Here is a 13,837-nt window from a genome sequence, read left to right on the forward strand (position 1 = left end):
ATTTTGAAGTTCCGGGGAAAAAGGGGGAGAAATGATCATTTTTTCCAAACTGTAACCTTCTTTCTTAATAAATTACACTTCTCCAATATTATTCGCTTTTTACACTCAAATCCCTTTTCCCTCTTTGCTCCATAAAAAAGGCCTTCCCCATTTTCGGGGAAGGACGTCTCTGCTTATATTTTATACCAACCCATCCCCATCGAGCCTTCTCCCAGATGGGTTCCGATTACTGGACCGAAATAGCTAATGTCGAATTCGACATTCGGGAACCGTGCTTCTAGTTCGGTTTTCCAGTCTTTAGCTTCACTCTCACGCTTTGCATGAATAATGACTGCTTTATACTTCTCCCCGCTTGCCGCATCATCCCCAAGTATATCAGCAATCCGTTTCATTGCTTTTTTTCTGGTGCGGATTTTTTCGAACGGGACGATGACTTTATCGACAAAATGGAGAACCGGCTTCACTTGAAGCAGACTGCCGATCAATGCTTGGGCACTGCTTAAGCGTCCACCTCGCTGTAGATGGGATAGGTCATCTGCCATGAAGTATGCCCTGACGGACGGTTTCATTTCCTCGAGCCTGGCCATGATCTCTCCTGCACCCTTTCCATCAAGTGCCATCTTAGCAGCCTCGATCACATAAAACCCTTGGACCATGCAGCTGATTTCCGAATCAAAGGCATGAACCTTGATTCCTTCAACCATTTCTCCTGCCGATACCGCACCTTGATACGTACCACTGATGCCACTCGATAAATGAATCGAAATGACATCATCATATTCTTTTTGCAGCTCCTCGAACTTCTCGACAAACAGTCCGATTGGAGGCTGTGAAGTCGTAGGTAATTTATCATACTTCTTTACTTCCTCATAAAACTCATCCGCAGCAATATCCACTTCTTCCCGGTAAGCCTCATTGGAGAAAATGACATTAAGCGGCATCATATGTATATGTAAACGTTCACGCACTTCCTTAGGTATATATGCAGTGCTATCTGTTACGACTGCGGTTTTCATAAATAGTACCATCCTTATAAAAATTTACTCTATATCTTATTCACCATTCTATCTGAAAACGCCTTTATTTTCATTAAACAGCTCCTTAATTACCATAAAAATGTAAAACCCAAAGTGAGTCCGGCATGCGAAAAAAAGTCCGGCACTTCAGCACGTTACGGAAACTGAAGAGCCGGACTTATCGAAAGCTGTAATTACTTCACTTCTACCCAGCCGTTTTTTATGGCCAGGACAACCGCTTGTGTACGGTCATTCACATTCATCTTCTGAAGAATGTTACTCACATGGTTCTTGACTGTTTTTTCACTGATATATAGCGTTTCGCCGATGGCACGGTTGCTTTTTCCGTCAGCTAAAAGTTGAAGGACTTCACATTCACGTCGAGTCAATAGGTGAAGCGGTCTCCTGATTTCTATTGTATGTACGGAATCACGATCAGCGCCCTCTTCAGCTGCTAAGCGGCGATATTCTTTAACTAAATTATGGGTAACCTTCGGATGAAGGTATGAGCCGCCTTCAGCTACTACGCGAACGGCATCGATTAATGCATCTGCGTCCATTTCTTTCAACAGGTAACCTTGTGCTCCCGTTTTCAACGCGTGCTGTACGTAGTTCTCATCATCATGAATGGAAAGGATGATGACTTTTGTTTCAGGGTAACGGTTCACAAGCATTTTTGTTGCTTCGACCCCATTCATGGTCGGCATGTTGATATCCATGATAACAACATCTGGTTTATGTGCTTCAACGAGATCCATAGCTTCGCTTCCGTCATCGCCCTCGGCAACAACATCAAAGGATGATTCAAAATCTAATATACGCTTAACGCCTTCACGGAAAAGCTGATGGTCATCGATAATGATGATACTAGTCTTCAACGGCTTCTTCCTCCTAGTTTCTATTTATAATGCCTATTCTCTATAATTTATAAATGATAGGGAATTTGTATAAACACCAAAGTGCCTGCGCCTGGTTGTGAATCGATCGTCATTTCACCTTCAAGCAGCTCGACTCTCTCTCTCATGCCTACCAAGCCAAAGGAACCTTCTTTTTGAATCGAAGAATCAAACCCTTTCCCATCATCTTTGACGACGACGGTCACCATCTCTTTGGAAATGGACAGTTTAACTTGAACCTGTTTTGGCTCCGCGTGCTTCAATGAATTTTGTACAGCCTCTTGAACCAGCCTGAATAATGCGACCTCCATATCGGAAGGAAGCCTTTTGACCTGCCCAAGATTGACGAAATTCAAATTTACGCCAGTATTATAGTCTTCGGTCGTTTGCAGGTACTTTCTGAGGGTAGGTACAAGGCCTAAATCATCCAGTGCCATAGGACGAAGATCATAGATGATTCTACGCACTTCATATAAAGCATTTCTTACCATGACTTTTAAACTGCGGATTTCCACGAGCGCTTCATCAGGACCTCTCTCCCGTTGTACACGTTCTATCAGATCTGAACGCATCATGACATTTGCCAACATTTGAGCCGGACCATCATGAATTTCACGTGAGAGCTTTTTACGTTCCTGCTCCTGCGCTTCGATTATTTTCAAGCCGAAGTCCTGTTTGCGTTTAGCCTCTTGAAGCGCTTCCCCAACAAACTTAAGGTCCTGGGTTAAATAATTCTGTACAACCGAGATTTGCGAGACTAGATGTACGGCTTTATCGATCGTCTGCTGTAAACCCCTTAACCTTAATTCAAGTTCATCCCGGCGATTACGGAGCTCTTTCTCCAATTGCCGGTTTATTTGTAAATCGACTTGCAGCTTATGTGCCCTTTCATAAGCATCGCGCACCTGTTCTTCAGAAAAATGGTTGAAGTGCATACTGACTTCGGAAAGCCTTTTTCGAGCAAACCTGGCTTTTGAATCCAGTGCATCGCTGTCGGTTATCACAATGGCGACCCTTATTTTTACATCATCAAGCTCTTTTGTTAATGATTCAAAATCTTTGCGGCATTGTTCGCCGATATCAAAGACTTCATCCTTACTTTCACTAACAGTGCTCACCATTGTTTCTAAGATCTTGTCCAATGCTTTAGCATCAACTTTTTTTATGGACATTAAGATCCCTCCACTTAAATCAAAAGACTTAACATTTATTGTCTTAAAGACTATGTATATGGAAAAAGTTCATTTTCCTTTTTCATGAATGGTCAAATTTGGATGAAGTAACCTTCATGAACATATTGTACCAAAAAAAGAATAAAAATACGTAAATTTCATTACCGGATATTCACAAAATGTACATATATGGTATACATCTCGTATTCATGCCTATTATGGACAACATAATAGTCTACTCTACCTATTAAAGGTAAACGTCCATTTCCATTATCCTAATACAAATGATCCTATTCAATCAAATGGGATATTCCGCTCATTTGATTATTATATGAAACAGATGCATTTATTAAATGGCAAAATCCTTGAAATGAGAGGACATGAAATGGACAAGCAAGGATTTTGGCACAAAACTCAATGTTTTTCCTACAATGTTATTCTTTTAAGCATAAATGACCAGCAAATGACAATAACAAACAATAGAACTTATTATAACACGTACAAATTTTTCTTATATTAAAGTTTCTTTACACATACGACATAAAAATGACTGATCATTGCCACATTTTCCGCAAAGCTTTATAATGAATCAACTAATAGGAAGTACGAAGGTGGAATAGTAATGCTTACTCAATATTTAACGGTGACAGGTCGCGGGGAACATGAAATCGTCATTGAAAAGTCCCGTTTTATTTCCCACATCGCCCGTGTCGAAACAGAAGAAGCCGCCCAGGCCTTTATCCAGGAGATCAAGAAAAAGCACAAAGACGCCACACATAATTGTTCAGCCTATATGATCGGGGAACAAAACCAAATCCAAAAGGCCCTCGATGACGGAGAGCCAAGCGGTACTGCAGGCGTCCCTATCCTTGAAGTTCTTAAGAAAAAAGAACTAAAAGACACCGCAGTTGTGGTGACACGGTATTTTGGGGGTATCAAACTTGGTGCTGGCGGTCTCATTCGTGCTTATAGCAAAGCGACTTCAGAAGGAATAGATACTACAGGTGTAGTCATTAGAAAATTAATGAGGGTCATTTCGACAACTGTCGACTATACTTGGCTTGGAAAATTGGAAAATGAATTGCGGTCTTCAGTTTATCAAATAAAGGAAATTATGTACCTTGATCAGGTCAACATCCTTGTATATGTGGAGGAAACACAAAAAGAAGCATATACCGCCTGGATGACAGAGCTGACAAACGGTCAAGGCATTATTACCGAGGGGGAAATGCTATATTTAGAGCAAGCATTCTCCTGATTTTCTCCTGCATATATTTCCTTTTTTATGCTGTAATATAATTGAAAAGAAATATTTATTTTACGAAATTATTAAATCATTGTAAAATTAAGAGAAATATATGACGAAATATAAACTGTAGGATTCGAAAAATAGCGATTTATGTCTGAAGTTCGCTATTTAAAAGGAGAAGAAAAAGATGTCTACTACTAGGCGTGTCTATAAAATTAAGAAAACAAGGAAAAAAAGACGAAAGAGGCTTTGGTTACTCCTTGTTCCACTGCTGGTACTTGGTCTAGGAGCTACAACGTATGCTGCAACTCTATATATGAAAGCCCAAAATGTATTCAATGATTCCTATGATCCTGTGGAAGCTTCAGCTAAGAGAAGTGAAACGGTCGACCCGCTCGAAGATAATTTCTCCATTCTTTTCATAGGAATTGATGATAGTGATGAACGTGACTATAAAGGAAACTCACGCTCGGATGCTTTAATCTTGGCCACATTCAATAAAGATCAGAAATCTATTAAACTTTTAAGCATTCCACGTGACTCTTATGTGTATGTGCCAGCCAAAGGCGTAACCACGAAAATTAACGCTGCCCATGCGGCAGGTGGACCAAAAGCGACGATGGACACCGTAGAGGAACTTTTCGATGTCCCAGTCGATTACTATGTCCGCATGAACTTTAATGCTTTCATAGATGTCGTCAATTCATTGGATGGAATCGAAGTCGACGTACCCTATGAAATGAATGAAATGGATTCACATGACAAAAAGAATGCCATCCATCTCGAAAAAGGAGTACAGACTGTCAATGGTGAAGAAGCATTAGCCTTTGCACGAACTCGTAAGAAGGACAGTGATATTCAACGTGGTGAGCGTCAACAGGAAGTCCTTAAAGCCATTATCGCCAAAGCAACATCTGCTGGATCTTTAACGAAATATACAGACGTAATGGAAGCTGTCGGTGACAATATGACAACGAATCTTCAATTCTCACAAATTAGAGGTTTCATAAAATATGTCACTACCGATAAAGGCCTCGATCTTGAAACAATCAAACTTGAAGGCCAGGATTCCACCATAAACGGAACCTATTATTATCAGTTGAATGAAACATCAGTAGCGAATACGAAGCTACTGCTTCAATCCCACTTAAACTTGGGACCTAAAGACGCTACTAATCAAACTGAAGCCGTTCAATCAAAAATAGAAGAATAAAGTGAAAACCCCACTCCTCAAAGTGGGGTTTTCTTTATTCCTGATGATCCTGGCTACTTGCCTTTCTATCCCAACGGTAAAGCGCTCTTGTGATGAGCGTCCCCACCTCCAAAACAAAAAAAGCCTCCAACCATATCTGATTAGAGGCTTTTCATATCTTTCATTGTTCAAATCTAGTAATCTATTTGCAAAGCAATCATGGTTTGTTTTTAAAATTGAGTATCTTCAGCAGCGGCTGATAGTTTGAATTGACCAAGCCAATTTTCTCCACAAAAATCTCAATGATCAAAAGGAGACCCGTTACAAGGATCAAAGCTCCCCACATCGTTGCAAATGAAAAGATTATCGCAGCTAAGCCAAAGCAGGCAGCTAAAGCATAGATGAGCAAAACAGTCTGCTTATGAGTGAAGCCCAAATTTATTAAACAGTGATGTAAATGGGATTTATCAGCAGCTGAAATCGGCTGTTTATTGACGACCCTGCGGATAATCGCAAAAAATGTGTCTGAAATGGGAACACCCAAAATGATGATTGGCACGATCAAGGAAATCATCGTAACGTTTTTAAATCCTAGCAGGGAAAGAACAGCAATGATGTATCCTAAAAATAGGGCACCTGTATCTCCCATGAAAATCTTTGCAGGGTGAAAATTGTACTTCAAAAAGCCAAGAGTGCTTCCAATCACGATCAAGGCAACCATAGCAACGAATAAATCCCCTTTTATAAGGGCCATTGTTGCAATTGTCACTAATGCGATTGTTGAGACCCCGCCTGCAAGACCATCAAGTCCATCTATTAGGTTGATGGCATTAATGATACTGACAATCCATAAAATGGTGATCGGCGTACTTAAAATACCAAATTCAAGTGTATCGGTAATGAACGGCAAATTGATGAATTCCACTTCTAGTCCGCCCCATAATACGATAATGAGGGCAGCTAAAATCTGGCCCAGGAATTTGGGTGCAGCTCTTAATTCATAAATATCATCTGCTATCCCGATCAAAATAATCACAAGCGCGCCCACTAGAAGGGGCAATTGTTCCCACAAATCATTCGTAAAAAGTAGGAAGGTAATGAAAAAACTCAAAAATATCGCTAAACCGCCCATGCGCGGCATAATTTTACTATGCACTTTTCGCTCATTCGGTTTATCGGTAGCTCCTAATTTAAAGGCCAATTTTCCGACAAAAGGAGTCAAAAAAATGGATAATAAAAAGGCTACCAACAAGGCCCCTATTAACATCAAGAACCACCTCATTTCAACTAAAAATCTTAATGCCCGTAACGATCTATAAGAAAAAACCTATATATAATTGCTTATTTTAATTTTTCATCCTCAAATAAACATTATATACGTTCTTGGCTAAAATCTCTATAGAAAAGTTGTTTTTTGCAAATTTTTGTAAATCAGACCCTATCTTTGTCAGTTCACCTGATTCTTTTAATTCCAAAGCTTTGCAGATGGCCAACTTCAGCTGATTAACATTTCCGATATCCGTAATCCAGCCCTTGCTCCCATCCGGAATCAATTCTATTACACCGCCGACATCACTAGTGATTGCTGGAAGGCCAGACCTTGCTCCTTCAAGCAAAACAAGCGGGAAACTTTCACTGAAGGAAGTCAATAATGTGACATCCCCTATTGGATAGATTCTCTCTAAATCTTCACGATATCCTAAAAAGAACACATTTTTCGATAATCCCTTTCCCAAGACGAACTGCTCCAAATCCATCCTCCTGCTCCCGTCCCCAACAAGCAACAGCTTTACATGAGGAAATTCCGATACCACTTCACTCAATGCGGCTAAGGCAAATTCATGGCCTTTCACCGGTTCAAGCCTTGCGGGCATGATGATGATGAAATCCTCTTCCTCAAACCCGAGATCATCCCTTTGAAAGGGAACAGGCAATTCCTTTTCAAAGTCAATTCCATTTAGGATCTTGGTGATTTTAGACGAATGGATGCCTCGGTCTATCAAGTCCTCTTTAAAGCGATCGGATACGGCCAGGATATGATCGGCATATTGAAACGACCATACATTGAGGTCTGTAAACAGTTTTCCTTTTACACCCTTGCCTAGAAAATCATGATGGGGTGCACTGTGAACAGTAAGAAGCCAAGGGCGTTTAATGAGGCGCTTTAAAAAAGCACCATATATATTCGCACGCGGACCATGTGTATGGATGATGTCTATATTATTTAGACGGATAAAGTCCCTTAAAGGTTTCAAAATTGAAAGGTCATATTTGGAATGTTGCCTGAAAAGCTTGGTTTGTATCCCCGCAGACATGGCCCGCTGGTAAAGTTCACCATCTTCAAATAAACCCAGCATGAACTCCTCTTTATTCAATTGGTTCAGTAAGGACATAATATGAAACATACCGCCGCCAGTTTCATTACCAGCGTTTAAGTGCAAGACTTTCATCCAGGTCCACTCCTTATTTTCAGGAACGCTGTACCCTTTTCCTTAACCGCCTAACTTTGAATACGAATCTTGGCAGCGCAAGCATCCGTTTCCACCGTGAAGGTTGTTGGATTAGTCGGTACAACCATTCAAGACGCATCTTCTGCCAGAAAACCGGGGCGCGGTTCACTTTTCCTGCAAGAACATCAAAGCTTCCCCCAACTCCCATGAAAACACCCTTTTTAAATAAGGGATAATGCATCGAAACCCATTTTTCCTGTCTAGGAAACCCTAATGCAGTCAAAATGATGTCAGGTTCAAGTGCAGCAATGGACTTAGCCAAGTGTTCATCCTTAATATCAATGTAACCATGGTTGTATCCCACTAACTCGATACCTGGGTATTGCTCTTTTGCTTTAAGGGCCGCTGTTTTAATAACATGTTCTTCCGCCCCAAGCAGATATACCTTCAGGGCTTTCTCATCAGCGACCCGAAATAATTCATTCATTAAGTCGAATCCTGTAATCCGCTCTTGTAAAGGTTGATTTAGCCATTTAGAGGCCATAATAATACCAATGCCATCCGGCGTGATATAATCAGCCGATTTAATGATGTCCTTATAATCCTGATGTTCATTTGCATACTCCACTATTTCTGGGTTCGCCGTAACGACAAACGTTTTTTCCTGGTTCATTAATCTTGGATAGATCATCCGATTCATAAATTCATCCATATTGGTATCAATGAATGGTATGGATAGTATCTCAACAAACTTTTCTGTCATTTTTCTTCAGCCTTTCATATGTACTATACATCTAAAGGGTGGGGTATTATTCAAGAAATATTTTCATACACATCATAGAACGTGATTTTGATTCAAAGGTGGTTAATCATTTGAAGTTTCTAGAAAAACATTCATTACCCATTCTTATACTGTGCCTGCTTGTCCCATTGGCAGTGCCTTACCCTATCACCGGTTACATTGCTACGGCGTTGATGCTCGTTTTTATCGGTATAAATAAAAAAAACCCGTTATTAATTCTATTCATTTACTTCCCTGCCCGTCCCTTATTAATGGAACTGAATAGCGGCTTAACCTATACAGGTGATCTGATTATCCTCACCTTATTCATTTCTTTGCTTATTGAAAGATTCAAGAGAAACGATTGGTCCATTTCGAGGTATCATTTCACAGTGCCCTTTTGGCTGTTTTGTTTAGTTGGGTCCGTAGCTGGACTCATACACGGAGTGGGAATCCTCCCCATCCTATTTGAACTCCGGGCATTGCTTGTTACATTCTTGCTTCTTTACATTATCGGTGAATTAAATCTAGAAAGAAAGGATATCTTTCGCTTTTTGAAGGTAACCCTAGTATTTGCACTCATCCTTTGCCTTCATGGCATCGTGGAGAAAATCTTTTCACGTACGGTCCTGCTTCCCCACGCCTGGGAAATGTGGAACCTTTCACCAACGAACCGAATGAGGATTTATGGAGCACCTGGCAACCCTAATGTATTTGCCTTGTTCTTAAGCATCCAGTTATTTCTAAGTTTCTTTTTATTTCAAGCGCTGAAAAAGAATAAATTCATCGTCTTTGTAGCAGCCATCTTACTTTCTGGAACATTACTGCTCACCTATTCACGGGGTGCGATGATTGCATTCGGGTTCGCCGCACTTGTCTTCATGGTCTGGACTAAAAATAAATCATTTTTCAAATATGCTTTAGGAGCATTGGGTCTCGGCCTGCTTCTTATTTATTACCCGGTTTTATTCGCTTCAAGCAAAGTGGAGATATCTGCAGACGTTCCCATGGAAAATTTGGTGATTGGCAGCACCCCCACTTCCGAACATGAACATGCCCTCTCCAATCGTTTTTCAGAAATGTTCTCTGATAAGACTCTTCACCAGAGTACAGAATGGGGCCGTTTATATGTCTTAATCAAGGGAATTGAAATTTTCCAAGATCATCCCATAATTGGTACGGGGCTGGCTACTTTTGGCGATTCAGCCACCCTTTCCTTTCCTTCACCGATCTATCAGGAATACCAAATCGGTGAAAGGATGTATGCCGATAATCAATATATCCAGATTCTAGTTCAAACTGGGGCACTAGGTTTTCTTGGGGTTCTTGCCTTTGTCATTCTTGCCTTCCGTAAAATCATTATATCGGGAAATGGAACTTTTGCAGTCTTCACCCTCTGCCTGATGTCTGCAGCATTAATAGCAGGACTTTTTTACAATATTCTCGAAGATAAAACGTTTACCCTAATTTTTTATAGTTGTTTAGGATTCTGTTTACAAAAGGACATTATATTAAAGGATTGAAAATATGCCTACTCTTTCTCATGTAATTAAATCGGTCGGGCTCGTCACTATCATTGCAGCCATCGGAAAAGTCCTCGGATTCGGTCGGGAGTCGATCATAGCCGCCTATTTCGGTGCCTCATCAATGGCAGATGTTTTTTTCGTGGCAAGCCTCATTCCCACTATTCTGTTTACGGCTCTCGGCAGTGGCCTTCAGGCTGGCGTCATCCCCATTTACTTGGAAAAGAAAGCGAAAAACCCAAAGAGCGCTGATGAGTTCATCAGTGTCTTAGGTTCCTTCTTTATGCTGGTAGCCGGAGTCATGACCATTGCCTGCATGATTTTCGTCAAGCCGCTCGTCATGGTGGTGGCCCCTGGTTTCTCGGAATCAGAGCTTGCACTGACCGAATCCTTGACACGGATCATGCTTCCGAGTTTACTTTTTTTCACGCTTTCATACATGGCGACGGGCGTCCTGAATGCGAATAAGCGTTTTATCCTTCCTGCGCTTACTTCTACTGCCCAAAACACGGTCATCATTCTAGCCACCGTATTATTCGCTGCGGCCTTTGGGGTGGAAGGGTTGGCTTGGGGGTTCGTATTCGGTGCAGCCAGCCAATTCCTTATTCAATACCCATCATTAAAGAGATACGGAATCCGGCCCATCATCTCTTTCCTGCCCCACAAACGGCAGATCATTCAAACGCTGCACACGTTTTATCCTATTATCATCGCAGCTTTGGCCCTCCAATTGAATAGTGTCATCGATCGAATTATTGCCACCTCTCTCGAGACTGGAAGCGTATCAGCGCTTAACTATGCGAACCGGCTGCTTTGGCTGCCGTTAAGCATTGTCCTTACACCGCTGATTACCGTTTTGTATCCATCAATCGTCGAGCGAGCCCTTATAAGTTATCAATCTTTCCTTAATTTGACCTTAAAGGGGTTGAAGTCGCTTATATTCTTAGCCATTCCTTTCATGCTCGTCATGTTAATCAGCGGAAACAGCTTAATCACTCTGGCTTTCCAACGTGGAGCTTTTGATGCTTCGGCTACAGAAACAACTTATGCGGCATTTTTCTTTTATTCAGCTTGCCTCCCATTCTTTGCCCTTAGGGATTATTTGATGAATGCCTTCTACGCCTTAAAAAAAACAAAAGTGGCTATGTATTCCTGCTTGATTGCCGTATTACTTAATGTCCTGCTCAGCTGGGTCCTATCACGTTATCTCGGTGTCGGTGGAATCGCCTTGGCCTCGGGCATTTCCATGCTCCTGCAATCTCTCTACTTATTTAGCTTCCTTTGGCTTAAAACAAAAAGAGAGGATATAGCCGCTTTCAGGGAAGTTTTTCAGGAAAGCGGAAAGCTGATCATCATTGGATCGATCATTTATGGACTTGCTCTCTGGATCCACCCACTTACACTACCGTTTCCCATCATTGTGGAATTAGTAATCATCTCGCTCCTTGTTTTCGGATTGTATATCGCATTATCCATGCTTTTTAAAGTAACCAGCCTGCAAGGATTGAGAAAGATCAAATCGAATTAATACATTAGAAGAAGGAGTGCCATTATGAACATATTAATTACAACGATTTTCAACTACCCTCATGAAGGAGGGCTATCAAGTCATATCACTACGTTAAAAAAGGGGTTGATGTCACGGGGCCATAGTGTAGATATATTATCTTTCTCTCAATTACCACCATTCAAAAAGAAGTTACTCGCCCAGGCTCCCGGTTTTTTATTGAATAAAGTAAAACAGGGAAGCGGTCAGCTTTACAATGACCGTCAACGCCAGAAATTATTGGCTTCTTCCATCAAAAGCTTGAAAAAGAACTATGATGTCATTAATGCACAAGACATTTTCGCAACACTTGCCTCCATTGATTCCGGGATTCCAACGGTGCAAACTGTCCATGGATATTATTCATTCGAAGCAGTTAGCAGAGGCGCTCTACTTCCGGATAGTGAAGAGGATTTAATCATTCGGGAGCTTGAAAGAAAAGCCTATCAGTCGGCTGCAAAAGTGGTGACGGTCGATCACAGGATCAAAGACTATATAAACCATTTAGCACATATCGAAGCGGATACGATTAAGAACTTCATTGACGTGTCCGCTTTCAAACCGGACAGAGCTAAGCGTGAACACACCCGTCAAGATTTCAAAATTCCCCTACATAAAAAGATGCTTTTCGTTCCTAGAAGAATGACCGAAAAGAACGGTGTCATCTATCCGCTCATGGCTCTTCCTGAGGTGCTCGAGAATCATCATGATACGGTATTGGTTTATGCAGGTACAGGAGAACAGCGAACAAGGCTTGAAGAAACGGCAGCAAAACTGGAATTAACCGATTCCGTGCTTTTCTTAGGGTCAGTGCCATTCGAGAAAATGCATAACCTCTATGAAGCGTCAGATATCGTACTCATCCCAAGTGTTCATTCGCACGGCGTGGAAGAAGCGACATCCATTTCTGCACTAGAAGCGATGAGTTGCCGTTCACCCGTCATTGCCAGTGCAATCGGAGGATTAAAGGAAATTCTAGATGATGGTGAAGATGGTCTGCTAGTGGAAGAGAAAAATATAAAAGCACTTGCACAAGCCATCTCAAATTTGCTTCATGACCCAGCATATGCTGCTACGTTAGCCTCTAACGCGAGATATAAAATGGAAAGCGAATACTCCCACCTTACCGCAGCAGAGCGGTTCGAGAATGCTTACCAAGAAGTGCTTAACTAAAAAATAAGCAGACCCAATGCTAGGGTCTGCTTATCCTTTTCATACCAGTGCAGTACTGCGCCGTTTCATTTGTTCTTCACGGTACTTTTTCTGCTCTTTTTTAGACATGGCGTTATATTCTTTCAAGAATGCTTCATATTGCGGCATGACTTCGTTCATGGCACCGTATGCTTTTAACTCTCCGTATTCAAGCCATAAAGCTTTTTGGCAGAATTTCTTCATCTGGCCGATTGAATGGCTGACGAAGAACATCGTTTTACCATTTTTCTTAAACTCGTTCATCTTCTCCAGACACTTTTCAGAAAAGTTTTTATCCCCCACTGATAAGGCTTCATCGATGATAAGGATATCTGGATCTATATGCACAGAAATCGAGAAACCAAGTCTGGACTTCATTCCGCTTGAGTAGGATTTCACTGGTTGATCAATGAACTTACCGAGCTCTGAAAACTCGATGATCTCAGGCTCCAGTCCTTTGATTTGATTCTTGTCGAATCCAAGCATCAGCATTTTCAGTTCGATGTTTTCCCTGCCCGTCAATTGATTATTAAGGCCCGATGAAACGGCTATCAAAGCCGGTTTTCCGTTGGTTTGGACATTTCCATCCGTTGGAGGGATAATCCCGGCAATAATATTGGACAAAGTTGATTTCCCGGAACCGTTGACACCGACAAATCCGATCACATCACCCTTTTCCGCTTCAAAACTAACATTCCTCAGAGCAAAATACTCTTCACCATAGCTTTTCGGTAAAAGGAGATCCAACAATTTTTCCGAGCTTTTATTATATAATTTATATTTTTTCGTTACGTCTTTGACAATTACCGATTTTTCCAATT

The 13,837-nt window shown here is 41.3% G+C and carries 12 protein-coding genes; 5 read left to right on the plus strand and 7 right to left on the minus strand.

All coding sequences use genetic code 11. The features are described 5' to 3' along the window. Positions 1–173: 173 nt before the first annotated feature. The 3 genes from ACQKMH_RS17770 to ACQKMH_RS17780 all read right to left on the minus strand — a co-directional run bounded on the left by ACQKMH_RS17770 (position 174) and on the right by ACQKMH_RS17780 (position 3,084). Complete coding sequence (locus ACQKMH_RS17770; RefSeq protein ID WP_427588789.1) at positions 174–1,016, minus strand: DegV family protein; 843 nt, start codon at positions 1,014–1,016, stop codon at positions 174–176. 194 nt (positions 1,017–1,210) lie between these two features. Further along, entirely contained in the window at positions 1,211–1,894 is a 684-nt protein-coding gene (locus tag ACQKMH_RS17775) for a response regulator (RefSeq protein ID WP_230159054.1), read from the minus strand. A gap of 47 nt (positions 1,895–1,941) precedes the next feature. After that, entirely contained in the window at positions 1,942–3,084 is a 1,143-nt protein-coding gene (locus ACQKMH_RS17780; protein WP_427588790.1) for a sensor histidine kinase, read from the minus strand. A 622-nt stretch (positions 3,085–3,706) separates the two neighbouring features. Here ACQKMH_RS17780 and ACQKMH_RS17785 point away from each other — a divergent pair. Continuing rightward, positions 3,707–4,342 (plus strand): YigZ family protein, encoded by a 636-nt coding sequence (locus tag ACQKMH_RS17785; protein WP_427588791.1) that lies wholly within the window; start codon positions 3,707–3,709, stop codon positions 4,340–4,342. Between the two features lie 178 nt (positions 4,343–4,520). Continuing rightward, positions 4,521–5,546: an LCP family protein gene (locus ACQKMH_RS17790; protein WP_427588792.1), complete on the plus strand. Its 1,026-nt coding sequence runs from the start codon at positions 4,521–4,523 to the stop codon at positions 5,544–5,546. Between the two features lie 196 nt (positions 5,547–5,742). Here ACQKMH_RS17790 and ACQKMH_RS17795 read toward each other — a convergent pair whose 3' ends face one another. From ACQKMH_RS17795 to ACQKMH_RS17805, 3 genes are all read right to left on the minus strand, one after another. After that, positions 5,743–6,792: a glycosyltransferase family 4 protein gene (locus tag ACQKMH_RS17795; protein ID WP_427588793.1), complete on the minus strand. Its 1,050-nt coding sequence runs from the start codon at positions 6,790–6,792 to the stop codon at positions 5,743–5,745. Positions 6,793–6,871: 79 nt separating this feature from the next. Beyond that, entirely contained in the window at positions 6,872–7,975 is a 1,104-nt protein-coding gene (locus ACQKMH_RS17800; RefSeq protein ID WP_427588794.1) for a glycosyltransferase family 4 protein, read from the minus strand. A gap of 19 nt (positions 7,976–7,994) precedes the next feature. Next, on the minus strand, positions 7,995–8,738 hold the full coding sequence (locus ACQKMH_RS17805; protein ID WP_427588795.1) for a WecB/TagA/CpsF family glycosyltransferase: 744 nt from the start codon (positions 8,736–8,738) through the stop codon (positions 7,995–7,997). Positions 8,739–8,848: 110 nt separating this feature from the next. Between ACQKMH_RS17805 and ACQKMH_RS17810 the strand changes: the two genes are divergently transcribed. The 3 genes from ACQKMH_RS17810 to ACQKMH_RS17820 are packed head-to-tail and all read left to right on the plus strand — an operon-like array spanning position 8,849 to position 12,998. Continuing rightward, a complete protein-coding gene (locus ACQKMH_RS17810; RefSeq protein ID WP_427588796.1) occupies positions 8,849–10,279 on the plus strand; it encodes an O-antigen ligase family protein in 1,431 nt (476 codons plus the stop codon). A gap of 4 nt (positions 10,280–10,283) precedes the next feature. Further along, positions 10,284–11,807 carry a murein biosynthesis integral membrane protein MurJ gene (murJ, locus tag ACQKMH_RS17815; RefSeq protein ID WP_427588797.1) on the plus strand — a complete coding sequence of 508 codons (1,524 nt, stop codon included), beginning with the start codon at positions 10,284–10,286 and terminating at the stop codon, positions 11,805–11,807. 24 nt (positions 11,808–11,831) lie between these two features. After that, positions 11,832–12,998 (plus strand): glycosyltransferase family 4 protein, encoded by a 1,167-nt coding sequence (locus ACQKMH_RS17820; protein ID WP_427588798.1) that lies wholly within the window; start codon positions 11,832–11,834, stop codon positions 12,996–12,998. 39 nt (positions 12,999–13,037) lie between these two features. Here ACQKMH_RS17820 and tagH read toward each other — a convergent pair whose 3' ends face one another. Next, positions 13,038–13,835 (minus strand): teichoic acids export ABC transporter ATP-binding subunit TagH, encoded by a 798-nt coding sequence (tagH, locus tag ACQKMH_RS17825; RefSeq protein WP_427588799.1) that lies wholly within the window; start codon positions 13,833–13,835, stop codon positions 13,038–13,040. Positions 13,836–13,837 lie beyond the last annotated feature (2 nt).

The organism is Peribacillus sp. NPDC097895, from assembly GCF_050277555.1.
In the GTDB taxonomy this organism is placed as follows: domain Bacteria; phylum Bacillota; class Bacilli; order Bacillales; family DSM-1321; genus Peribacillus.